We start from the raw sequence: 24,913 nt of genomic DNA, 5'->3' as shown, positions 1-24,913 counted from the left end.
ACTAGAACCCATCAGCTGAAAATTTATTCAAGGACGTTTATTAACTCTGCATTTCCTCTTTCCTAGCAAACAGAGTTGCTGAAATGGGAGAAGGTGTAACTCCATTTTTCCCGGAATGGGCTGTGGCAATAGCGAAGGCCGTGCCGGCGTAGGCAATGGCTTCGAGGAGGCTGCTTAGCTCACCTGGCCGGGTCGGCAAGGAGGCGTTGATAACCCTAGGTAAGTGCAAAACAATGACCCACAGAAAAACCATGGTGCCCAACAGCAAAGCGCTGGTTCTGCGGCGAATACCTAGGGTGATGGCGCTGCCCGCACCAAAGAGCGCCACGCCGGTGAAATGCGTCCAAAAGGTAGGGTAGGGAATCCAGGTTGGCACGAGCGGAGATATGTACTTGGTGTACAAGAAGTGACAAATGCCATACGACACGATGGTGGTGCAAAAGCAAAGCCGGCCCAGCACAATGACCCTACTAGCAAACGTGCTCCTCGCCAGCGATGCTTCCAACTGGCTACTCTCCTCCCAATAAATGCCGGCCATCGTGAGCGCCCCCCCGGCCAAGGCAAGGGCCGTGAAGGCGTTTGTCCACGACCCTAGGTGGTCGCTATAGGGGTCAGCCAGCAGCTCGTATGGGACATGGCTAAAACAGAGCAAACTCAGTAGCAAGACCCCTACCATGAGTGACAGCAGCCCGACTTTTTGGTTAAAAACAATGGCAGCGCCCGCCGCAAGCAGGACCGCCCCAACCAGGCTGGCCCATAGAAAAATCCCTGGAATTCGGCCCGGCCAGGCAGGCAGGAGCGCGGGGATAAAGCGGCCGTAAGCCAGCTGCTGAATTCCTAGTCCGACAACTGCTAGTCCATAAAATATTCGGGCAGCCTTACTGAGGTTATTCATTATCGAATAGTGGAGGCTGATGGTCAACGATAGTGCTGCCTTCTGAAGGCTATTTGGGAGGTGCAATAGTCCCAATTCGCCGTGAAGTACTCCCGCGACCGAGGCAGTTAACAGCTAGAATTATCTAAGTGGAAGGTTTTTTTATCCGAGTGGAGTGGCTGCGGCGGGGAAAACTGGTAGTTCGCCGTTAGTCCTAGTGAGGAAGCGTAGCGCAAAGGCCTGTATCAGGCCAAACAAAAACGCTTTTATAGCTGGCACCTGTCCTTAGCGCGTGCGGGCTTCGTAGTTTCAGGGCATGAAGCTCTTCTTGCAACCGGTATTTCAAGCGCTTGGCATGCGGGTGCGTGCCTGGCAATTTGGGGGGGTAGCCGCCTTGTACTGGGGCAGTTTTGCGCTGGCGGGCTATGTGCAGTCCAATGCGTATTGGTTGCTGCGGGGCGACCCCAGCTTCACGGGTACGGAGGAGCTGGAATTACTGCTGCGCGGGCTGCTGTGGCTGTTGAGCACGCCGCTCATTCTGTACCTGGCTTACCGGGCACCCATCACGTCCTTCCGGCCACTGCGTCGGTGGGGGCGCAATCTAGGTCTGCACCTAGCGGTCCAATTCGGGCTGAATCTCCTCATCACATGCCTCAGCTACCTGGTGCTGTACCGGCTGCTGGGGCTGACGCCCGGCCGCACCTGGGGCTACGACGGCGTATGGGCCAGCATGCTGCTGCGCCTGACTATTTCGCTGACCACGTATCTGCTGCTGGTGTTTGGCTACGGCCTCGCCACGGTTGCCTATCGCAACCAGACGCTACAGCATCAAAACGTGCGCTACGAACTGGCCAATGAGCAACTAAAAACGCAGTTAGCAGGTGCCCAACTCCAAGCGCTCAAAATGCAGTTGAACCCGCATTTTCTATTCAATGCCCACCACTCCCTCGTGGGCTTAATTCTGGAGCACGAGAATGAGCGAGCCATTGCCATGGTGACGGCGCTGAGCGACTTGCTCCGGGCCGTCCTGGTCAACGGCGACGCCCAATTAATACCATTGCGGGAGGAACTGCAGTTCGTCACCAAGTACCTGCACATTCAGAAAATCCGCTTTCAAGACCGGCTGCACATCGACTTTGCTATTGCCGCCGATACGCGAGAGTGCCTGTTTCCGCAATTCTTGCTGCAGCCGTTGGTGGAAAATGCAATGGTGCACGGCATTGAGCAAGTAATAGGTACAGCCTGCCTGCGCATTGCCGCCCACCGTGAGGGCGAGCAACTGGTGGTGGAAGTAAGCGACGACGCTGCGGCCGCCGGCCGGCGGCCAGCCGCTACGGGCCAAGGAATTGGACTGAGTAACACGAAAGCCCGGCTGGAAAAGCTTTACCACGGCCAAGCGCAACTGGAATTTGTGCAGCCGCCGACGGGCGGCACGGTAGTTCGGCTGAGGGTGCCGCAAAACCTGCCAGCCACGTTACCGACAACGACGGCCTCCCCTATCCTTGTGACTGTATGAGCTACCGGGCACTAATAATCGACGACGAGCAGCTTTCGCGTCGCATCATTCGCACGTTTCTGAAAAACGAGGCGGCAATCGAAGTGATTGGTGAAGCAGCCAATGGCCCCGAGGCCGTGCTACAAATTCTGGAGCACCGACCCGACCTGTTGTTCCTGGATGTGCAGATGCCGGAGATGGATGGCTTTGCCGTGCTGCGCGAAGTATGGGCGCATTACCAGCCGTTCGTCGTGTTTGCCACTGCGTTTGATTCGTATGCTATCCGGGCCTTCGAATTCAGCGCAGCGGATTACCTGCTTAAGCCCTTCGACCACCAACGGTTTGGGCAAGCTGTGGCGCGAGTCAAAACCCAGTTGGATTTGCGGGGCAGTGCGGGTGCCAGCCAGGCCCTGCGCACCCTGCTCGCCACGGTGGCCCCGTCGGCCAGCTACTTGCAGCGCCTGCTAGTGAAAGACCAGCGCACGCTATTTTTCGTCAGAACAGCCGATATCCTCTATTTTGAAGCCGACCACAATTACATCACGGTGCACACGGCGACCAAAACGCACCTCATCTACGACAGCCTGACGAAGTTGGAGCAGCAACTAGCGCCGCACGAGTTCACGCGTATCAACCGCTCCTGCCTCGTGGGCCTAGACCATATTGAATCACTGGAAGCCTACTTCAACGGCGAGTATTGGGTGAAGCTACGCACCGGTCAGACCCTCAAATGGACTCGCAAGTACCGCGATAACCTTCAGGCTTTTTATCACCGGCCACAGTAGCTGTGAGCTTTCAACGGCAGGTTCCCTTCCTAGCGCATGTTAAAGACTTAGCAGGTTATGAATTAACTTCTACCCCTGAATACGCAGTCCATCAGCACTGGCATGTTCCTCCTTACTGACGGGCTGAGGTACCCAAAAAGGTACTGGAGTTTTAACAATCTGTTCACTATCCATAGGCTTATTGAGTGGTTAGTCCACTTATTAAGCCTTTCAATTGGACCATTACCGCTGGAGTAAGGAATATTTCGTGCCCCTGGCTCGGCAGCTCCACCAACTCTACCGCAACGTGGCGCTGGCGCAAGGCGGCGGCGTAGCGCTGGCTGTAGGTAGGCAGCGCGATGGGGTCGGCCAGGCCCGTCACTACCCGCACCGGCAGGCCGGGGCGTACCTGGTCTACCCATTCTTGAGGCGAGAGAAAAGGCACCGGCCGCCACCACATTGGGCTGAAATGTTGGCGGGCCATGTGCTGCCGAAAGGCGGGCACGTCGCACGGGCAGGCGGCCAGCAGGGCGGCATCGGCCAGGGCGGGGTAGCGGCCCAGCAAGTCACCGGTAAGGGTGGCGCCCCCCGAGTGCCCGGCCAGCACCACGCGGCGGGCGTGGTAGCCTCGGCGCAGGGCCTGCACGGTGGCCGCGATGGCATCCACCTCTCGGGGGCGGTAGTTGTCACCGGTGGCCGTGCCGCGCCGGCCCGGCGAATGGTGACCAGCGGGGTCGGTGTAGCCGGGCCGCAACAGGCCCACGGCTACTACATCGGGTACGGCCTGCGCCACGCGCTGGGCCAGCATGTACTGGTAGCTGGGCTGGTTGAAGGGCGCATCGCCGTGCAGCACTACCACCAGCACCGGCCGGTTCGTGCGCTGGGCGCTAAAGTACGTTTGGCTGTAAAGGAGGTAATCCGTACTGGTTGAAGGCCAGTTCAGCCACGGCCAGGCTAAGCCAGCCAGCAAAAGGGCCACTAGAACGCCGCTGGTCCAGTGTAGCAGCTTCTGTTTGCTGATTACCATAGTGGGGGGCAAGTATGCTTGGGCAAAAACATTTCTCTACGTTGCGCAGGCTATGCTATTTTAGTTACGCTGCTAACCCGATAGTAGAAGTCGGCAGAAAACCGCTTCAAACGGCTTTCTGCCGCACTACCGGATACGCGTCGGCCCGAACAGGCACAGTAAGCATTGGGCGCCACGCGCTGGGGCTAGTACCCAAATACCGGCCCAGGCACTAACTAGGTACTCTCCAGCATGGACTTGCTGCTGTTTGGGCGGCATAAATTACCACGCGGCCGATGCACTAGTCTGTTTCGTAAGCGCTCGAATGGTTATCGGTCGCGTTAGGAGTGTTTATAATCGGAAAAGTTTGCGCCATTTCCCGTAACTAGGCCTGAAGCGCAGCAGTGGTGATAGCCGGATTATAGGTAAGTAAGTTCTTCTGCTCATTCGGTTTGGGTGTCATGCCAAGCCAGAAATTTCGGCTTCGTTTTGGGGGCGACATCGGGACTGAAAACTAATAAGTCGTAACTCATCCTTCTGGTATACAGCTTTAAGTAGACTATCGTGCAGAGATTAGCCGTTCAGCTACGCCAGCGTGAGCACTTGTTGCACCTTAGCGGCTAGGTCGGCTGCTGTGCTCGTGGCAGGCAGGCGGGCCGCCACAAACCCATCGGGGCGCACCAACAGCGCGTCGCCCGGCTGCGTGTGCGTCAGTTGCTGCCAGGCTTGACGCCTAGCCGGTGTCGGCAGTTCGTGCAGCACCAGTGAGCAGTCTAAGGCCACGTCGGAAAGGCGCGCCTGCCACAACGCGGCTTCGCCGCTAGCCACCAGCAGAAAGGAACCCCGGCACCAGTCGAGCGTGGAGGTGTCGTGCGCATCGTCGAGCCAAAGGTGGGGTAAGCGCGTGCCGAGCTGCCCCACTAGGGGCAAAGCGCTGGCAGGCGTGGTAAGTTGGTCATCGGCCGTCAGAATGGCGGCCGAGCGGTAGGTGTAGTCGGGCAGGCCCATCAGCGGTAGGCCATGCTCTTTCAGCTTAGCGGGGCTAAGCAGGCCTTGGGTGTCGGCCATGTCGCCCGAGAGGTGTGCGAAGAAGGCCCCAATGGGCTGGCGCTCGGGGCTGTAGGTGACCAGCAGGGCGGGGCTAGCCTGGCCACGCAACACGGCGGCCAGCTTCCAGGCCAGGTTGTGCACGTCCTGCATGCCCGTGGCGGCCCCTTTGCCGGCGTAGGGCGTCATGGTATGGGCCGCGTCGCCCGCCAGGAATACGCGGCCAAACTGCTCCTGTTCCACGGTGCGTGCACTCATTTCCCAGGGGAGCACGCTCAGAATGCGCAGGGGTAGCTCAGGCAGGCCCAGCACCCGGCGTAGCAGGCTTTGCAGGACTAAGTCGGTGAAATCAGCCGGCTGCTGGCTTTGTTCAGGGTGATAGCGCAGGTGCAGCGACCACCGGTCGGTATTATTGATAGCTAGCAGAAACCCCGTTACATCCGGCTCTTGCACGAGAAACATGCTAAACTCGTGGCCCCGGACGTGCGCCGTCAAATCGGCCTCAAAATACACGTTGAGGTAGTGCCCTAGGCTACCCCGGCCGCTGGTGGTGGCGTGCAGGGCCCGGCGGGTGGGGCTGTTTGCCCCATCAGTAGCCAGCAGATAATCAGCTGTGAGGGTGTGCTCCGTGCCGGTGTCGCGATTGCGTACGGTCGCCGTTACATGGTCGGCGTCCTGCGCAAATTGCGTTAGCTCGTGGGAGAAGCGCAGGTCGCCGCCCCGCGCCTCGGCCGCTTGGCGTAGTACCGGCTCGGCTAAGTCCTGGGTGCAGCGGGCCCCGCTTTCGGGACTTTGGGCCGCAAGGCGCTCGAACATGGCGAGCTGACTAGGATGGGTAACGCGCTCGGCGTTGGCGGGCGGCTGTGTGGCAAGGGTGTGGGCTAGGTTGGGGCCGCGTAGCACTCCCCAGGCCAGGGCCAGCGCACGGCCGGCTTCGCGGATAGCCGCACTTAGGCCTAGTTCGCGCAAAATCTCCATGCTACGCAGGTCGAGACTGCGAGACTTAGGCAGCAGCGAGGTGCCCGGATGGCGCTCGATGAGCAAGTACCCAATGCCTTGCTGTTGCAAGCACAGCGCCGCCGTGAGCCCGGCAAAGCCTCCACCTACAATGAGTACGGGCACATGGGACGGGAAAGTAGCGGCAGTAGCGGCCATAACTTTATCGGAGAAAAGCAGTTGAAAGAACGTCTCGCAAAGGTGCCTAGGCTACGAGTTGCGGCGCGTGCACAATCAGGAGTAATTCGTACCAGTTGCGTGCTGGCCTGCCTATGGAAGTTACTTCTGCTGCTTCGTTTGCCGCCGGCTTTTACCTACCCGAAGGCCAGGAGCAGCACCTGGCCCTGTCGCTGGCCGGCTGCCCGGGCACGGCCCGCATGGTGGCCGTGGGTGGGCTGGTGCTCAACGAAACCCGCTTTGTGGCCGAGCACCCCACCACGCCCTGGCAGCACCTCAACGAGCGGCCGGTGGTGGAGCTGAGCTTTATGCTGGCCGGCACGCTGCGCCAAAGCCAAACGGGGCTCCTGCACGAGCAGCTTTATGCTCCCGGCTACCATAACTGGGTATTCAACCCCCAGTCGCTGGAGCAAAACCAGCTGCTCGGCACCGGCCAGTTCCGGCTAGTGACGGTGCAGGTACCGGTCGCCCGCATGGTGAGCCTGCTCACCGATTACGTGCCCGAGCTGTCCGACGTGGCCGAGCAGCTGGCGCTGGGCCGGCCATTAGCTCGGCACGCCCCCGCCCCGGGCCTACCCCCAAGCCTGCGCTACCTACTCGATACCCTGTGGGATAGTCCCGCGCCACTCGGCCTCAAGCGCCTGCACTACGAGGCCCTGGCGCTGGAGCTAGTGGCCCAGCAATGTGCGCTATGGCTATCCTCCGGCCCTGCGGCGCCGCCACTCGGAGCCCCCGAGCGCGACAAGCTGCACTACGCGCGGGCCTTGCTGCTGCAGCACCTCAGCGAGCCGCCCTCCCTAGCTAAGCTGGCCCGCGAGTGCCAGCTCAACGAGTTCAGTTTAAAGCGGGGGTTTCGACAGCTATTTGGCACTAGCGTAGGCCACTTTGTGCAGACACAACGCCTTGAGGTAGCCCGCCACCTGCTGCTGGGAGGCGGGCAAACCGTCACAGAAATTGCCTACCAGTTGGGCTACACTCACCCTCAACACTTTCATCGCGCCTTTAAAAAACAGTTTGGCTGCACGCCCAAACAACTGACCCGTTAAGCGGCCGGGTTAGAAGCAGGGTTGCCAAGAAGGCCTCAAAAGGAGCACCATACAGACCAGCTTACTTAGCGAAGTCAACCCTGCTTCTGACTCTCTAAAGCACTCTAACAAGACTTTCTGGGTCCTTTGCAAGCGCGTCTTCTTGACACCTCCTAGTTAGGGCCTCCCTGCTATTCATATTTAGCCGACTAGGCTGCGTCTTCCGTAAGGCAAGCCCGCGTCCCATTCGAGGCAGAGGTGGCAGGCATTAAAGCGCCACACTAAAATAGTAGCTACTGCCCAGTGGCTAGTAGGACAGCTGCCCTACCCCTGCTGGCGCATGGCAGGGAGCACGAGGCTGTAGCGATTTAGCCAGCAGTGAGCAGTCAGCCAGCCTATTCGCGCTCCAACAGGATTTCCGAGCCTAAAACTACCAAGTCTACCCGGCCTTTCAACGTCTGGTCGATGAAGGGCGTGTTCTGGGATTTGGATTTCATGAAGTCCCGCGTGAAGGTCGTTGCCGCTTCGGTATCAAATAAGAGGCAATCCGCTTCTTGGCCGATTTCGATGGTGGGTACCGGTAGGCCCATCAGGCGACGGGGCTCCGCCGAATAGCGCTTTACCACTAGGTCCCACCCAAATTTGCCGGGCTCGACGAAGTGGTGGTAGAGCGACACCAGGGCCGTATCCAGGCCGGTAATGCCATTGGGCGCGCTCATGAAATCCTGGGCTTTTTCGAACGGCGTGTGCGGCGCGTGGTCGGTGGCAATGAGGTCGAATACGCCTTCGATGAGTCCTTCGAGCAGCGCATCAGAATCGGCCTGCGTCCGCAGCGGCGGGTTCATTTTATAGTTCGTGTCGTAGTCGCCGATGTGCTCGTCGGTGAACATGAGGTGGTGCGGGGTCACTTCCGCCGTCACCTGCACATCGCCGCGCGATTTCCACCAGCGGATGGTCTCCATACCGAGCTTGCTCGAAACGTGTTGGATGTGCACGTGCGCGCCCGCCGCCCGGGCCAGGCGGATGTCGCGGTCGATGATGATTTCCTCGGCGCACGCCGGTGAGCCCTTGATGCCGAGCCGGTAGCTCATCACCCCCTCGTTGAGGGCGCGCGGCCCGGCCAGCTCCGGCACCTCGCAATGGCTGGCGAAAAACATCCCAAACTCGGTGGCGTATTGCATCGCCCGCAGCAGCACCGCCGGGTCGCCGGTGGTATCCCCGTCGTCGGTGAGCATCTTCACCCCAAGCGTGCGCATGCCCTCGATTTCCGCTAACTCCTTGCCTTCGCGGTTCTTGGTAACGCAGCCGGAGGTGTACACCGGAATGCGGGACCGGTGCTTGGCATTTTCCAGCACGGTGGCTATCGCGGTCGCCGAGTCGAGGGCGGGGCGGGTGTTGGGCATCATGACCACGCCAGTAACGCCCCCATTGATGGCCGCTTCGCTGCCCGTGGTGATAGTTTCCTTATTCTCAAACCCTGGGGCGCGAAAATGGACGTGGGCATCGAACATGCCGGGCATTAGCACCCGGCCGCGCGCGTCAATGACCCGGGCCCCCTCGGGAATGGCTAGGCTTTTGCCGATGTCCCGAATTATTCCTTCGACAATTAGGACATCGCTCTCGACAAGCACGGGTGAGTTTTCGGAGGCGATGCGGGCGTTTTGAAGGAGAAGCATGGAGTGAGGAGTGCTGTAAACCGGCAAGGGGGGTAGGGATATTCAGGGGCTATTAAAGAAAATACACGGGCGGAACCAGCCGTCGCTTCCGGCGTTCAGGGCATAACCACCGGCGAGCTGGCTCGCTGCTGTGCGGCATACGCTTCCTGCTTCGGAAACTCCCCGCCCGGCGTAAGCCAGTCAAGCACGGCCATGCGAACGGAGATGCCGTTTTCGACCTGGTTGGTAATCAGGCTGCGCTCATAGTCCATGACGGCGTCGCACAGTTCGACCCCCCGGTTCACAGGGCCAGGGTGCATGATGTAGAGGCCGCGGTCGCGGATTTCCGCCAGCCGGGCGTTGGTGATGCCGTAGACCCGGTGGTATTCCCGGACGTTGGGGAAATACTGCACGTCCTGGCGCTCTAGCTGCACGCGGAGCAGGTACACCACATCGGGCGCCCAAGCCATGGCGGCCTCATAGTTGGTGAAGCGGCGGATGCTTGCCGGGATATACTTGGGCACCAGCGACCCCGGGCCGAGGTAAGCGACCTCAACGCCCAGCTTTTGCAGCAGCGTGCTGGTGGAACGCGCGACGCGAGAGTGAAGAATATCCCCGATGATGAGGACTTTTTTGCCCCTAGGGTCGGGGAATTTCTCCTTGATGGTGAAGGCGTCCAGCAGGGCCTGGGTGGGGTGTTCGTGCGCTCCGTCGCCGGCATTGATGACCGACGCCGTAGTTTGGCGGGCAATCATGCCGGGCAGGCCGGAGTGACTATGGCGAACGACGATGTAGTCGGTGCGCATGGCCTGGAGCGTCTCGATGGTTTCGCGCACCGACTCGCCCTTGGTGATGGAGGAGTGGTCGACGTTGAAATTTGTGACCTCCGCCGAGAGGCGTTTGGCCGCGACCTCGAAGGAGGAGTGCGTCCGGGTGCTAGCCTCGTAGAACAGCATGAGCACGGACTTGCCCTCGAGGGCGGGGATTTTCTTCACCGAGCGGGTGAAGAGTTTTTTAAAGGACGTGGATTGGTCGAGCAGAAACTCGATTTCCTCACGGTGAAGGGATGCGATGTCGAGCAGGTCTTTACGTGCCATACCGAAGTTGAGGAAAAGTGAGGTTAACTAGCTAAAACGAACAATGTGAAGTCTTATCTGCCCCTACCCCTGATGGGTAGCCTGATTGGCTGCGAGACAGCCGCCGCCAAACTTACTGGACATAAAAAAACCGTTTCGGAATCCGAAACGGTGGTGGGGCAACACTCAGAAAAAATAACGGAAATGCCAAAGACAAAATCGGAAAAACCGATAGTAGCGAAGACCTTCCGGTCCATTCGCGGTTCCTTGCCGAGCAGGGTCCCGCGCTTCGTCAACAAGTTTTTCGGTTGAAGCACGATGCAAAGCTACGGCATTGTTACGTAACCTTTGCGCATATTAGGCAAGAGTTTCCGTTCAGACGAACGTGCGTATTGCAAACAAACGAGCAAAGAACCTGCAGTTTAAGGCACTATGCAGAAGCGTTTCGCGCTCTATATTTTAGTTAGAAACAGACTATTTTTTCGAATGACCTTGCCACCCACATCAGTACCTTCCTGTTAAGCCGCTGCTCCATCTTTTGCCGGGCCGGTGCTGCCAACCGTTGGGCCATCCGGCAGCGGCAAGTGCAGGCAAAAGCGGCTACCCTGCCCCACCCAGCTCTCGCATGTGAGCGTGCCCCCATACCCTTTGGTAATGATGTCGTAGCTAAGGGAAAGTCCTAGGCCGGTCCCTTCGCCGGCAGGCTTGGTGGTATAAAAGGGCTGAAAGATTTTGGCCTGTATCGCGGCGCTCATGCCCGTACCATTGTCCTGTACCTGGATTTCGAGCTGCTGGTTAAGGTGCCGCGTCTGCACGCTGACTGTCGGCACGTAGCCAGATTCGCCCCGTAAGTGGCGCTGCTGCACGGCGTAGAACGCATTGGTAAAGAGGTTGAGCAGCACCCGCCCTAGGTCGCCCGGCACCGCCTTGACGGTGGGCAGCTGCGGCGCAAAATCCGTTTTCAGGTCGGCCTGTAGCGTCTGGTTCTTGGCCCGCAGGCCGTGGTAAGCCAGATGCAGGTATTCTTCGCAAAGCGCGTTCACGTCCACTGGCTGGCGCTCGCCGCTGCTGGCGCGGCTGTGCGCCAACATTCCGCGCACGATACTGCTAGCCCGCTGGCCATGCTCGTTGATTTTGCGCAGGTTCTGGATAATATCTTCCGTCAGGGCCGCTACCTCGTGCGCGTCGCCCGCCGCCTGGGCCACTTTCGATTCCTGCAACAGTTCTTGGCTCACATCGGCAAAGTTGGTGACAAAGTTGAGTGGGTTCTGGATTTCGTGGGCGATGCCGGCCGTGAGCTCCCCGAGGCTGGCCATTTTCTCCTTTTGAATCAGTTGAGCCTGGGCGGTCCGCAGGTCAGCCAGGGAGCGTTGCAGTTCGCCGGTGCGCTGCTGCACTTGGTGTTCGAGCGTCTCGTTTTGGCTGGCCAGCAGGGCTTGTTTTTCCTGTTCTTGCACTAAGGCTTGGGCCGAGAGGCGCTCGACTTCGCGCAGCTTGACTTGCAGCAGTTCGGCATCCAGGGCAAACTCGCGGGCCAGAAACAGCGAAATGCCCAACGGGGACGCTAAAAACACCAGTGTAAACAGCGGCAGGAGTACGATGCCAGGCGGGTCAATAGCGGCACCAGCTATTGCTACCAGCAGAAGCAGGGCGAGCAAGGCGACGGCAAAGCCCGTGGCAATAATACCCGCGCCCCGCTGCCGCTGGCGCAGGGCGCGGCTGGTCAGGCGTAGCTGCTCGAGGGTAGTCACAACCATAAAGCCGACAAAGGCGAGGCCAACTGGGGGCAAATAAAGCCACCCGACTGCTACCACCAGCAAGCAGCCCCCGCTGAGCCACAAGCCGGCATACAGCCGGCCAGGCGAGAAACCAAACAAGGCATACAACGCCCGCACGGCGTACAAACCGCTGAGCGCTACTAGTACTTCGATGACCAGAAACCACCACTGGACCCACCCACTTTGTAAGGGGGAAAGCAAGACGTCGTTACTATAAAGCCCTGCCAACGCCATGGCCAGCGTCAGGGTATAGCGGGCAAAGTAGCGGTTAGCGCACTTGGCTGGGTTGTAATAAAAGAAGACGAGGTGCAGCAGGGTGAGCAGCAGAAAGCCACCAGCCATGACTGCCGTTGCCAAGGCGTAGGCAACAGTTTGCTGCTGCAACTGCCGCAACTGACGTTCAGTCTGCAAGGTCAGCTTACAGAGAGACTGATGTTCCACTCCTCGCTGCAGCCACGGGTGGTAGGGAGCCAAGCGCACAGCCAGCACGCCCTCAGCCCCACCACTCGTTGGCAGCGCTATCGGTTCGGCGCGCAGGCGACTCAGTAGCCCCTCGGTGGGCCCGCCGCTAAACCCGCCTTCGCGCCGCAGTAGGTGGCCATTGTAGTACACCTCGACCGCGCCTAGATAGTTGACCGACAGCAGCGGCGCCCGTAGGCGTAGGCTGTCGCCGAGCTGCACGCGCAGCCGCAGCCAGCTGATACCGGTGCTCAAGGCCGGCGGCAGCTCGCGCCGGGGCCGGGTGGGGTTGAGCGTATCCCAGTCCCTCTCGTCGAAGTCGGGCTGGCTCCAGGCGGGGTTGTCGCCGGCGTGGGCGCGCCAGCCCTTGGCCAGCAACAGTCCCATTGGGGGTAGGCGCTCCACCCGCACGCTAGGGGGAGTGGGTGGACCGGCAGCAGCTAGCTGGGCAAGCAGCCAGAGGCCACTGAGCAGCAGAGAACGTAGCCACTGCCCGGGCAGCGCAGGAGGATTGAGCATAACAGCCTACAAACGAAGTCAGTACCCATACTTTCCGAATACTCAAATGTAGGAGCAAGTCCACCTGCCGACAACTGCCGTACGCCAATGGCGCTATTTTTTGGCTGACGCCGAAGTAGGTCTACTTGCTTGAGGTACCTGTCCTACGTTAGCGGCAAAAAGCAACGAGAGGTGGTCTAATTAAGCAGTGAGAAAAGACGCCTCGTTTCGCCCTGATAAAAAGAGCAAAAAACTCGATAAACGGCGTGTATATATGACGCTGCCTTCCGTGCCGAAGCCCTACCCCTAGTCCAGCAGCGCCACCCGATGTCGTCCTTACCGCAGCCTCCAATGGCGCTATCGCTGGCATCAGGCCTAGGTGGTAGTTGAGGTGAGCAGCGCGACCCTCGCCCACGACCCGGAAAATGCGAACGTTACTAGTTTGGTATCACCTAGCAACGGGGTACTATAAGTATAGGGGCAGGTGCTCCTAACTACCTTATATCCTTTCTAAAAACAGCTGTTTCTGGGAAGCGCAACACGGAAGGAAGACCCTGTTAAGAGTAGGGACTCAGAAAGTGGAGGGGTAGGGCGAGTGGCTCAGAAAGTCGGCGCCAAGTACGTTTAGGAGTGGGAGGTCAGATTGTCCCGCCGGTGAGTAAGCGGTCCAGCAAGGTGCACTCTTCGAAGCTGGTTCGCTAGCCGTAAGTACTACCTGCCTTCAGAAAGAGTGCTCCCGGTTCATATTAATTATTCCGTCCTGATGAGTTATGGGAGCTAGCCCTTGTTGGAATAGCTACTTGGGTACTAGACTCGCTACCCCCCTTGCGGTAAAGTAAGGCACCCTGCCCCCTACGCAAGCTTTGCGCTAGACCAGCCTTTTGGCTCACCTTTGCACCCCACTAGCCAAGACCTACCCGGGATGAAGACCACGGAGCAAGCAGAAAGAGAATACCTGGAAGAAATTAAGGAGAAACTGGCGCTAGCTATTCGGCGCGGCGACGACGCCGTGAAGCAGTTTTCCAGCGAGCTGCGGGAGAAAAAGCAGTATATCCACGAGCACCAGTCGAGCCTGGACGACGCGGATATGGTAGCCGCCGACCAGTCCATCAACCGCATGGCTTTCACGGGGGAGGCCGCCGTGGCTCGCAAGCGCAAGCTGCTCAAGCTGCTGCAATCGCCCTACTTTGGGCGCATCGACTTTGTGCCGCAGGGCGGGGCCAAGTCGCCGGTGTACATTGGCGTGCACTCCTTCCTGGACGAGCAGCAGCGCCAAAACCTGATATACGACTGGCGGGCGCCCATCTCGTCGCTGTTCTACGACTACGAGCTGGGGGCTGCCGCCTACCCTACCCCATCGGGCCTGGTTGAGGGCAGCATCGAGCTGAAGCGCCAATACAAGATTCGCGACGGCCAGCTAGAGTTTGTGCTCGAAAACGACGTGAACATCCACGACGATGTGCTGCAGCGCGAGCTGGCCAAGTCGTCCGACGATAAAATGAAAAACATCGTCGCCACCATTCAGCGCGACCAGAATGCGGTGATTCGCAACGAAACGGCGTCGGTGATGGTCATTCAGGGCGTGGCGGGCTCGGGCAAAACGTCGATTGCTCTGCATCGGATTGCCTTTTTGCTCTACCGCTACCGCGACACGATTGCGGCCAAAGACGTGCTCATCCTCTCACCCAATAAGGTGTTCGCCGACTACATCTCCAACGTCTTGCCCGAGCTGGGCGAGGAACACATTCCGGAGCTGGGCATGGAAGAGCTGGCGGCCGACTTACTCGAAAATCGGTACCCGTTCCAGACCTTTTTCGAGCAGGTGTCGGCGCTGCTTGAAAACCCCAACCCCGCCTTCGTCGAGCGCATCCGGTTTAAGTCGTCGGGCGAGTTTGTGAGCCAGCTCAATAAGTACTTGCTGCATGTGGAAAACAACTACTTCACGGGCAGTGAGTTGCGGCTGGGCCGGCTGCTTGTGCCGCTACCGTTCATCCTGGGCCGGTTTAAGGCTTACCACCGGGTGCCGCTGCTGAAACGCTTTCCGCTGGTGGCCCAAGATGTGCGTACCTTCGTGCGCGACGCCACCCAGCGCAAACTCACCGGGCAGGAGAAATCCCTCATCGGCGAGGCCATTCCGCGCATGTTCAAGTTCACGCAGGTGCTGGACTTCTACCGCGATTTTTACCGCTGGCTGGGCCGGCCTGAGCTCTGCCGGGTCGAGCCGGGCCAGCGCCTGGAATACGCGGATGTGTTTGCCCTCATCTACCTGCGCCTGCGGCTGGAAGGCATCACGGCCTATGAACATGTAAAGCATCTGGTAGTAGATGAAATGCAGGATTATACCCCCGTGCACTATGCCGTGCTGGCCCGCCTTTTCCCCTGCCGCAAAACCATCCTAGGTGATGTCAACCAGACGGTGAACCCCTACAGCGCTTCCTCTGCCGAAACCATTGAGCGCGTCTTTCCCCAAGCCGAGGTCGTCAGGCTGCACCGCAGCTACCGCTCCACCCTCGAAATTACGGCCTTTGCGCAACGCATTACGCCTAATCCCGACCTCATTGCCCTAGAAAGGCACGGCCGCGAGCCCCTGGTAGCGCGCTTCGAAAGCCCCGCCGAAGAATTGCAGGCGGTGCAGCGGCTGGTCACTGCCTTCCAAAGCGGCGGCCAGCAGTCGCTCGGCATCATTTGCAAAACCTTGCGGCAGGCCACCCAGGTGCAGCAGGTGCTGCAAGGCCCGGGCGTGCAGCTGCTCACGGCCGAGTCCACAGCTTTTAAAGAAGGCGTTATCATCACCACGGCCTACTTAGCGAAGGGCCTCGAATTTGACGAGGTTATTGTGCCATTTGCCTCCGCCGCCACCTACCAAACGGAGGTAGACCAGGGTATGCTTTACGTGGCGTGCACCCGCGCTATGCATCAGCTCACGCTGACTTATACGCAGGCTATTACTCCCTTCTTATCATGCTGACCTGCCGAGCTTTGCCAACTAGTTTTGGACTTAATTGGAGCGAGCTAGTCATATAGTACAGAGGCTCTTTCAGTAAATGATTGTAGCTAGTGAGACATTACTTGAATGGGCCTCGGCAAATGTTATTAGCTCGCTCACTGCTCACAACCTTTAGTAAGTGGTGCGGTGCATGCGTTGAAGTAACTCTCTCAGACGCGGCATGTTGGCTCTAAGTAAGACCTGCAATTGTCTGGCCTAACTAGATTACCTGACGGCTACGCATGGAGGCTGGTCAGCAGGGGCTTGTTGTTCTGCATAATCACCTTGCGTTTGGGTCTGAGCGTGCGAGTCAGCTCGCCGTTTTCCACGGTCCAGGCTTGAGGCAACAGGCGAAAGCGCTTGACCTGCTCCCATGTAGCTAGGTGGGTAGACCCTACCCGGTGGAGCGCGCCCGCCCAGGCCGGCTTACTTCACCAGCAGGCGCTGGCTCAAGCCCACCGGGTCCGTGACTAGGTGCAGCACGTAGAGACCCGGCGCCAGCCCAGCCGTGGGCACCAGGCCGGTCGCCTGCCCAGCGGCCACCGCTAACGCCTGCGCCGGCCGCACTACCCGGCCCAAGGCATCGCGGACCTCCACGCTGGCCGGACCACTGACCGCCGCTTGCAGCCGCACGCCGGTGCCGGCCGACACCGGATTTGGCCACAGCGCTAACGTGGTGGAGGTGGCGCCCATGGCGCGTATCGGAGTAGGTATGGCCGTAGGTAGTTGGGCCAGAAAAAAGTTAAGGGCCAAAGGATTAGCTAGTGTCAGGGGCGCGAAGCTGACCTGGGCCGAATACAAGTAGCCTACCACGGAGAGGGTACTGCCCCGCACGGCGATATCAATGCCGCCCTCGTCGTCGACGCCGCCTGCGCTAGTGGCCCATGTGGCCGCCCCGCTGGGGCCGGTGTCGGTGTAACCGGCCCCGAAGATATCATCGAAGCCCTTGCTGGCCAGGGTTGTGGACCCAAAGCTTGGGGTCCGCTCGAAACCGCCCGTGACGTACACCCCGCTGCCACTCACGGCCAGGCCCTGTGCCTCTTCGTTGCCGCTACCCCCATCCCGGATTGCCCAGATGGGAAGGGCGCTGCTGCCTAAGTCCGTATACTTAGCCACGCACACGTCGTCGCCGCCCGCACTCGTCAGCGAGGTGGGACCGAACGTGGCCGTGTTGCGGAAGGCCCCCGCCAGGTACACGTTGCTCCCACTCACGGCCAGGGCTCGGCTGAAATCGTAGCCCGTCCCGCCCGCGCGCAGGGCCCAGCCGTTAGTGAAACTGCTGCCTGTGTCCGCGTACTTGGCCACAAAAATATCCGCACTGCCCGCACTCGTCAGGGTCGTGCCGGCAAAGGTTCCGAGGGCACTCTCGAAGCTGCCCGTCGCGTATACGTTGCTATTATTTACGGTAATACACAAGCCTTGGTCCTTACCCGTCCCCCCAGCGCGCAGGGCCCAGCCGTTGCTAAAGCTGCTGCCGGCGTCGACGTACTTAGCCACGAATACATCCGCGCCGCCCACCGGAATCAGGGTCGTGCCCGCGAAGGTGCCGCCGGCAGGACTGTTCAGCAGGCCTGTCACGTACACATTAGGGCCGCTCACGGCAAGGTCCTCGCCGATGTCTTCGAAGCTGCCGCCGGCTCGCGTGGCCCAACCATCGGCCACGCTGCTGCCCAAGTCGGTATACTTGGCCACAAAGACGTTATCCAAGCCCACATTCGTGAGGGTCGTACCGGCAAAGGCCGCCGTAGGACTGCGAAAATTGCCCGTTACGTACACGTTGCTACCGCTCACAGCGATGCCGTGGCCGCTGTCGTCGCCTGTCCCGCCGCCACGCGTGGCCCACGCCCACGCCCGGGCAGCCGTACTCCACTTGGTTACGAACACGTCCAGGCTGCCCGCGCTCACCAGCTGGGTGCTGCCCAACATGAGGATGCTACGGAACTCGCCCGTTACGAACACATTGCCCGCGGCATCCACCGCCGTGGAGATGGTGATAATAGTGGCCGTCGCGGCGGGGGGCGTGGCCGAGGTGGTGCCTACGGCCAGCTGCCAGGCCGGGGTCTGGGCCAGGGCAGGAGTGGTCCCACCTAGCAGCCCCAGCCAGAGGAGCAGGCGCCAGCGTAGCCAGGCAATTAAGCGGGCGGCGGGGCGGGGGACGGCCGCGGGGCGGAGGCAGGAGCAGGAGTCATACACAACGCAGCAAAGAGTGAATGCAGGCTCCAGGTCAGCGCCTGGGCAACCAGCAAGCTAGATTTAAGTTATTGACTATTATACGTATTATATACGTATTAACTGCTAAGGAATTTAGCTGCTGGCTAGAAGAGAAAAAAGGAAACAAGCGCCGCTATCGCCCGCCAGTGACCAACCTAGTCGGTAGCCTGACCACCGGGCGAGCGGCTAGGTTGGTCACTAGGGTAACGAGTAGGAGCGCTCGCGCAATCCTAGTACCCACCTAGCCGCAGCGGCAGGGGGTAGGCAAGCCAGGCGGGCGTTGACTGGTAGGAAGAGTGCCTGTGCTGGTTGGCGAGCGTAGGGTATACACATCGGAGGGCAGCGCGCAGGTCAAGTCGGTGGGCCACCCCCCTGGGCGGGCAAATGAAAAGTGCGTGCTAGCTGCCTCATTGCCTCCACTAGCGTCGTCGTTACTTCTTGGCTGCCAGCCTAGCGGGTCGCTCTAGCGAATGGCTTCACCAGGACCTAACTCCGGGCCAGTAGGGAGAATGCATTTATTCGGATAATACCTTTTTATATAAAATTTTTATTCTCTATATACTAATACATTTCAATACGCTAATTAGACCCTCACCAAAATGGACAAGCTAAGTAGCGCTAAGCTGTAATTTTGACTGAAAGATATTCTGGCTGGCTAGTGCTTACCTCAGTGCTAGCACTGTATTTTGATTCTACCTGTCTAGTTTGCTCAGCACTGGCAGGCTAGTTATTAACGCACCTTATGGCCCCACCTTTTTTGAGCTTACTAATCCCCACCACGCGCCAGAAGCGCACTCGCGGTGGACTTTCGTAGCCCCTTGAAGGTTCGCCTTGTCCGCTATTATGCTGCTAGTAGGTTTGAGGTGGCCCAGTGTGGTCGGTGCACTGGCGCGGGCTGGGTAGCCGTTGATTTTTGAAATGACCCTGTCCCTCGTTGGCACTCAACTATTGCTCAACGTTAATCTGGCAAGTAGATGACAAACTCGGTGCCATAGCTTGCATGGCTTTTCACCGTGAGCGTGCCGCCATGGCCCTTTGTGATGATGTCGTAAGCCAGCGAAAGTCCTAATCCGATACCCTGCCCGGCCGGCTTTGTGGTGAAAAAAGGCTGAAAAATCTTCGGCTGAATGCTCTCCGAAATTCCACTACCATTGTCATTTACTCGAATTTCAATACCCGTGCTCATTTTAGAGGTACTTACCCGCACGGTTGGCTGGTAAGCTGAGGCACCCTGCTTTTGCCGCTCGCTTACGGCATAGAATGCATTGATAAACAAGTTCATTAGGGCCCGGCCCATTTCCTGAGGCACTATATCTACTTGCCCAATAGTCGCGTCGAAGTGGGTGGCTAGCGTGCAGGCAAATGCGCTATCTCGGGCTCGCTGGGCCCGGTAGCTTGTGTGTAAGTAATCATTTACCAGTGCGTTTAGGTTTGTCGGCTGACTAGCTCCCACCGAAGTACGGGCATGTTCAACCATGCCCTTAATGATAGTTGACGCGCGCTGGCCGTGCGTCAGAATTTTATGGAGGTTGGCGCTTACATCCGTCAGCAGGGCAGCTTCCAGCAGTAAGTCACGCTCAGCTTTTTGCTGCTCCTCGATTAATTCCTCCACCAATTCGGCACTCACCTCGGCGAAGTTATTAACGAAGTTGAGCGGGTTCTGAATTTCGTGGGCAATGCCGGCCGTCAGCTCGCCCAGCGAGGCCAGCTTTTCTTGCTGAATCAAATGCTGCTGCGTCACTTTCAGCTCCGTTAGGGCCTGGTTCAGGTTGTCGCGTTGCAGTTCAATCTCTTCTTTCTGCTGCTGCACCTGCTGGGTTCGTTCCGTTACTTTCTGCTCTAGCAAGCGGTTGGCGCGCTGCAATGCCCTAGAGCGGTAAGTGCTGACTGCCCATAAAATCGCCCCAACTAGCAAGCTATATAGTAAATATGCCCACCATGTTTGCCACCACGGGCTCGTTATGACGATGGTGAGCGAAGTGCCCTGGTCGTTCCAAACGCCGTCGTCATTCGAGGCTTTCACTCGAAAGACGTAGGTAGCCGGTGGTAACTTGGTATAATTGGCAAAGCGCCGGGTGCCGCTTTTCACCCAGTCCGCATCGATTCCTTCCAGCTTATAGGCGTACTGGTTTTTTTCGGGCGAATGATAGTTTAGGGCCACAAAACTGAATTCAACTGCATTTTCGGTATGCGCAAGTACCACTTTTTTACTGGGGGGTAGCAAGCGGCTTTTGCCCAATATTTTAAGCCCTGTGATATAAACGGCCGGCTTCACTGGATTGTCCCTGATACTGTCCGGATTGAAAACCACGAACCCATTAACGCTCCCGAACAAAAGCGTTTTGCCGCTACGGCTCGCGCTGCCTTTTGTAAATTCCGAAGCCGGCAAGCCATCGGTACTATCATAAGGGCGAAAAACCTTTGTGCGGATGTCATACCGGAAAATACCGTTTTCGGTACTCACCCATAGATTTCCCTTATCATCTTCGACAATGCCCGCAATGGCGCTGGTTGCCCGGGCAGTTTTAGCCGGAATAACTGAAAAGGTCTGGGTAGCCGGGTTAAAGCAATTTAACCCGCCGCGCGCCGTGCCCACCCAGATAAGCCCGCGGCTGTCCTCAAACAAGGTCGTTACATCGCCATCAGTCAGCTCACCGCTCTTGAGCGGTAAGCTAGGTTGGTAGTGAGTTTGGGTGGCAGTGTGCGGATTAAACTGTTGCAGCGCCCCTTGCTGCGCAATCCATAAATTACCAGTATGACTGACAACCAAACCCGTTACAAAATTAAAGCCCGCTACGATGGCGGTATCCAGGTAATGGTAGCGGCCCGTCGCAGGGTTGAAGGAGGCAATCCCTTTTTTACCACCAATCCATAGTTGCCCATCGGGCGCTTCTGCTATGTACTGAACCGGGATTTTGGCTGGGTATCGAACGGTGCGCCCAGTGCTGGCGTCGAACAGATGCAGCCCCTCCAGCGTGCTGACCCATAGTCGCTTACGCCTATCCTCAAAAATTGCCCAAACGTGGTTACTCAGCAAGGCGTGCGGGTTTTTGGGCGCCGCCGATTGGTGCGTGATGCTGTCCTGGCGAGGGTCGAACCGGTACAGCCCTTTTACATGATTACCCAGCCAGATGGTACCGGTGTGGTCCTGCAAAATACTGGTCACCGTGTTGTCAATAATGCGCACCGAGGGCATGGCGGGCTTCACCTGGTAGGCCAAAAACTGCTTGGTCCTGTTCACCACTTTATTAACTCCATTGTCGGTGCCTACCCACAGGTTACCGTCGCGGTCGGGGTAGAGCGACAGGATATTGCTACTCGATAAGGTATTCGCACTGAATGGATTCGCCCGGTAAGTGCGCACGCGGTTGGTGCTTGGGTCTATTTGCTGTAAGCCTTCATCGGTGGCTACCCACAGCTCACCCGAATAGGAGACGATGCCGTTGAGCGCAATATTTTTCTTGACAAGCCCACCCGCCTGGTAAGCGGTTGCGCTGGGCAAAGCTTTGTGCGTATCGACTTTAAATAACCCTGCGCCTTGCGCGCCCAGCTTAAACAGGGCTTCGCCGTTAGTGCCAACCCACAGCACCCCCGCGCCATCCAGATACAGGGCTGAGACCAGCGGCTGCTTAGCCAGCGGCTGGTTAAGCAGTCGCACCAGGGAGTAGTAACCTGTCTGGCCGTCAAATCGATAGAGCCCCATCTTAGTGCCCACCCACAGATGGCCCGCCTGGTCCTGAGTTATGCAGAATACGACCTCATTCGGCGCCGGGAGGGGGTAGAGGCGCATACGTTTGCTATCTAGGTCAAACCGCACTAGCCCAAGCTGCGAGCCTACCCACAATACCTTTGGCGATTCCTGGTAGATGGAGTAGAAGATATTCATGTACTGGCGGCCGGGCAGCGTGCTGAGCCGATGGGCCGTGAGCTGTTGCGTTTGCTCATTTAGCTGATACAGCCCGTCGCCAAGCGTCGAAATCCAGAGTTGGCCTCTCTGGTCCTCCTGAATGCCCCAAATGATGTCATTATGCAGCGAATTAGGTGTTTTTTGGGGATTTGCCCGGAATACGGTGAAATTGTACCCATCGTACTTACTTAAGCCCGCCGCCGTCCCAAACCACATAAATCCCTTGCTGTCTTGCCGGATGGCCGTGACGCTGTTATTTGACAATCCCTGAGTGGTGGTAATCGCCTCAAAGGATAGTCTTGCGGGCTGCGCCAAGCCGACAGCACAGGTACAAAAAAAGAGTAGTGCGGCGAGAACCCCTTTTATTTTCATACAACTTCTAAGAAAGCGCAAAAGCAGGTACAAGCTACCGGCCGCCACCCTGCTTCATTCCTTAGTAGCGTCCCCTACCCCACGGCGACTCTGCGAGCACAGAGCCTGGTGGTCGTGCAGCAATTTACGGTAGGCCTTGCCGCAGTACTGCCTGCCCCGGTCAGAGTAGACAAGCAACTCGGGCGTGGGCGGCTGATACCAAAAGGCCCGTTATAATGCCTTGTTCACCAATCCTTCGGGCATTGCAGCCTCGACTAGCCAGCCCCCCACTTACTTGCTAATCCAAGCGTTACTCCAATTAGACGGTCGCTTTGACGAGACATTGCCTAGCTAGGCAGGCCAACTTGAAAGCAGTTAAATAAGTGGCAGTACCAACTGCGGAGACACTATATCTACTATCCGCTTGACGTTCCTTGGTGAAGCGAAAGCTGAAAGCCCAATCGCCGTACCTCTTCCAAAAAAAACGCTCGTTTGCTGGACTAGTCGGCAGAGTGCCCTACTGACCCCGAAAATGCCGTTTTTGGGGTTATTCTTGTCAAAGCGCTTTTAAAAGGTCTCGTACTCCCCTACCGGGGCCTTGCCCTGCAGGAAACTGGTGAGCGCCGCGCGTTGGGCATCGAGCCCGAGCCCCGAGTTGCCTTGCTTGTGGGTACAGACGTGGTAGTAGGCGAAGTAGGCCGGCCCGGACAAAAGGGTAGCTTTGCTCACGTCCCTAGCGTGGGCCTGCGCTGGCTTGGTTACTCCCCAATAGTCAGTCTTGTCCTGGATGGTAAGCATAGGATCGACTTTCCGCGGGCCGGAGTCCACTATTCAGTGCTCGCACTGATGCGCAACCCCGGACAAGGCGTCATATTGAGCGTGTCCGCACCAGAAGGCCTCCACTATACAGCCTGGCCTTCCCCAACGTATTTCCCGATTTTAATATGTACCAGCACCTACTCTTGGCTGGCTTGGCGGCCCTGCTGCCGCTGAGCACCATCCAGGCCCAGGCCATTAGCTTCGGGCCGGCTACCGCTTACTCCACGGCCCCAAGCGGCACCTGGTCCACCAACTGGGCGGCGCTGGCCGATGTGAACGCCGACAGTCGTCCCGACGCCGTGGTGATGGCCCTCAACTATATTACCTATGCCAGCCAGGTGGCCGTGCTGCTAGGCACGGCTACCGGCACGCTGCAAGCGCCGACCTACTACCCCGTGGGCCAGGGCAGCAAGTTTCTGGTCGTGGCCGATGTCAACGCTGATAACCGGCCCGACGTGGTAACGGCCGACCAGTTCAGCGCCCAGGTTAGCGTACTGCTGAACGGCGGCAGTAATACGTTTCAGCCCGCGGTAGCTTACCCCACCGGTGCCAATACCAGTCCCAGCGAGCTGGCCGTGGCCGACATGAACGCCGACGGCCAGCCCGACCCGGTAGTAGCAGCAGTGGGCGGCGGCATCGTGGTGCTGCGGGGCAACGGCAAGGGCACGTTTCAGGCGCCGGTCAGCTACTCCGCTGGTCCTAACAGCAATGCCATGCGCCTGGCCGTGGCCGACTTCAATGCCGACGGGCGGCCTGACGTGGCTACTCCTGGCAACGCCAACAACGTGCTAGTGCTGCTAAATACCAGTACCGGCGCCTTGCAGGCTCCGGTGAGCTATCCGGCCGGCACCAGCGCCTACGCTATAGCTGTGGCTGACCTCAACACCGATGGCCGACCAGACTTGCTGACAAGCAGCAGCGCTGGGGTGGGGGTATTACTAGGCAGCGCCAGCCCAGCCTTCCAGCCGCCAGTGGTGTATCCCCTGGCCGGGGTGATAAGCGTGAACGATGCAGTGGCCGCCGATCTGAATGGCGACGGGCGGCCCGATGTGCTGACGGCCAATTTTGCTACTACCGCCACAGCCAGCGTGCTGCCCGGGACGGGCACCGGCACGCTCCAGGCGGCCACTACCTTCACAGTAGGACCAGCTAGCTCCCAGCCTAACCGCGTGGCGGCGGCTGATATTAACGGCGACGGACGGCCCGACCTGCTAACGGCTAACCGCGACAACAATACCCTGAGCGTACTGCTGAGCACGACCCCGCTGGCCGCTCGTCCCACACTGCCCAGTGCGCAGGTGCAGCTCTGTCCTAATCCGGCCGACGCTACCGGCACCAGCCTTGCGCTCACCGGCTTGCCCGCCGAGGTGCAGCAGGTGCAGGCTACACTACATGACGTTACTGGTCGTGTGGTGGCCCAAGCTGAACTGCCGGCCTGGCAGGGAGTGGCCCGCGCGCAGCTACCCACGACGGGGCTAGCACCGGGCCTGTACCTGGTGCATCTGACCGCCCGTGGCCGGCCCGGTGCGGCCACGGGCGTGCTACCAGCCCAGCACCTGCTGGTACCGTAGCCTTGGACAGGTCTTCAGGCGGCTGGTTGCATTTGCCCCTAGCAGCCATGCGCCCAATTGGGAAGAATTTGCCCTATTCCCTCGTCGGCTCGTGCAAATAGCCGCCGAGAACAAAGCGAAGGAATGGCGGCTACAACAACTTCCCTAGACGAAGGACCGAAAAGAGATAATCTGCCTAAATCGGCTAAGTTGTAAGCTAGAATGCTCGTTTATATAAT

14 protein-coding genes are annotated in these 24,913 nt (G+C 58.8%); 5 read left to right on the top strand and 9 right to left on the bottom strand.

Features of this window, described 5'->3' with window-relative positions:
- Positions 1–40: 40 nt before the first annotated feature.
- Positions 41–970, bottom strand: coding sequence for a DoxX family protein (locus GO988_RS14655; RefSeq protein ID WP_198172763.1), 930 nt, complete (start codon positions 968–970; stop codon positions 41–43).
- A 220-nt stretch (positions 971–1,190) separates the two neighbouring features.
- On the opposite strand from GO988_RS14655, the gene GO988_RS14650 reads away from it, so the two are divergent.
- Both GO988_RS14650 and GO988_RS14645 read left to right on the top strand, forming a co-directional pair.
- A complete protein-coding gene (locus GO988_RS14650) occupies positions 1,191–2,390 on the top strand; it encodes a sensor histidine kinase (RefSeq protein ID WP_157566723.1) in 1,200 nt (399 codons plus the stop codon).
- Positions 2,387–3,154 (top strand): LytR/AlgR family response regulator transcription factor, encoded by a 768-nt coding sequence (locus GO988_RS14645; RefSeq protein WP_157566721.1) that lies wholly within the window; start codon positions 2,387–2,389, stop codon positions 3,152–3,154. The genes GO988_RS14650 and GO988_RS14645 overlap by 4 nt, the downstream gene beginning before the upstream one ends.
- A gap of 178 nt (positions 3,155–3,332) precedes the next feature.
- On the opposite strand, the gene GO988_RS14640 is transcribed toward GO988_RS14645, so the two are convergent.
- Complete coding sequence (locus GO988_RS14640) at positions 3,333–4,160, bottom strand: alpha/beta hydrolase family protein (protein WP_157566719.1); 828 nt, start codon at positions 4,158–4,160, stop codon at positions 3,333–3,335.
- Positions 4,161–4,724: 564 nt separating this feature from the next.
- The gene (locus tag GO988_RS14635) at positions 4,725–6,341 is read right to left on the bottom strand and encodes an FAD-dependent monooxygenase (protein WP_157566717.1); all 1,617 of its coding nucleotides are present in this window, start codon (positions 6,339–6,341) and stop codon (positions 4,725–4,727) included.
- A 113-nt stretch (positions 6,342–6,454) separates the two neighbouring features.
- Here GO988_RS14635 and GO988_RS14630 point away from each other — a divergent pair, with 113 nt between their 5' ends.
- The gene (locus GO988_RS14630) at positions 6,455–7,405 is read left to right on the top strand and encodes a helix-turn-helix transcriptional regulator (RefSeq protein WP_157566715.1); all 951 of its coding nucleotides are present in this window, start codon (positions 6,455–6,457) and stop codon (positions 7,403–7,405) included.
- 374 nt (positions 7,406–7,779) lie between these two features.
- Here the strand turns inward: GO988_RS14630 and GO988_RS14625 are convergent, their stop codons facing one another.
- The 3 genes from GO988_RS14625 to GO988_RS14615 all read right to left on the bottom strand — a co-directional run bounded on the left by GO988_RS14625 (position 7,780) and on the right by GO988_RS14615 (position 12,871).
- Positions 7,780–9,060, bottom strand: a complete 1,281-nt coding sequence (locus tag GO988_RS14625; protein ID WP_157566713.1) for a dihydroorotase — start codon at positions 9,058–9,060, stop codon at positions 7,780–7,782.
- Between the two features lie 95 nt (positions 9,061–9,155).
- Positions 9,156–10,136 carry an aspartate carbamoyltransferase catalytic subunit gene (locus tag GO988_RS14620; protein ID WP_157566711.1) on the bottom strand — a complete coding sequence of 327 codons (981 nt, stop codon included), beginning with the start codon at positions 10,134–10,136 and terminating at the stop codon, positions 9,156–9,158.
- 497 nt (positions 10,137–10,633) lie between these two features.
- Positions 10,634–12,871, bottom strand: coding sequence for a sensor histidine kinase (locus GO988_RS14615; RefSeq protein WP_157566709.1), 2,238 nt, complete (start codon positions 12,869–12,871; stop codon positions 10,634–10,636).
- A gap of 901 nt (positions 12,872–13,772) precedes the next feature.
- Here GO988_RS14615 and GO988_RS14610 point away from each other — a divergent pair.
- Positions 13,773–15,818 carry a HelD family protein gene (locus GO988_RS14610; protein WP_157566707.1) on the top strand — a complete coding sequence of 682 codons (2,046 nt, stop codon included), beginning with the start codon at positions 13,773–13,775 and terminating at the stop codon, positions 15,816–15,818.
- 444 nt (positions 15,819–16,262) lie between these two features.
- On the opposite strand, the gene GO988_RS24635 is transcribed toward GO988_RS14610, so the two are convergent.
- The 3 genes from GO988_RS24635 to GO988_RS23790 all read right to left on the bottom strand — a co-directional run bounded on the left by GO988_RS24635 (position 16,263) and on the right by GO988_RS23790 (position 23,103).
- Positions 16,263–18,029 (bottom strand): T9SS type A sorting domain-containing protein, encoded by a 1,767-nt coding sequence (locus tag GO988_RS24635; RefSeq protein WP_157566705.1) that lies wholly within the window; start codon positions 18,027–18,029, stop codon positions 16,263–16,265.
- Between the two features lie 976 nt (positions 18,030–19,005).
- Positions 19,006–22,218, bottom strand: coding sequence for a sensor histidine kinase (locus tag GO988_RS14600; RefSeq protein WP_198172761.1), 3,213 nt, complete (start codon positions 22,216–22,218; stop codon positions 19,006–19,008).
- A 654-nt stretch (positions 22,219–22,872) separates the two neighbouring features.
- On the bottom strand, positions 22,873–23,103 hold the full coding sequence (locus GO988_RS23790; RefSeq protein ID WP_198172759.1) for a hypothetical protein: 231 nt from the start codon (positions 23,101–23,103) through the stop codon (positions 22,873–22,875).
- A gap of 146 nt (positions 23,104–23,249) precedes the next feature.
- Between GO988_RS23790 and GO988_RS14590 the strand changes: the two genes are divergently transcribed.
- On the top strand, positions 23,250–24,695 hold the full coding sequence (locus tag GO988_RS14590; RefSeq protein WP_157566702.1) for an FG-GAP repeat domain-containing protein: 1,446 nt from the start codon (positions 23,250–23,252) through the stop codon (positions 24,693–24,695).
- Positions 24,696–24,913: the final 218 nt, after the last annotated feature.

Origin of the sequence: Hymenobacter ginkgonis (assembly GCF_009755225.1) — a bacterium.
GTDB lineage: Bacteria > Bacteroidota > Bacteroidia > Cytophagales > Hymenobacteraceae > Hymenobacter > Hymenobacter ginkgonis.
Note: the sequence above shows the minus strand (reverse complement) of the source record. Positions and strands in the feature narration are given on the sequence as shown.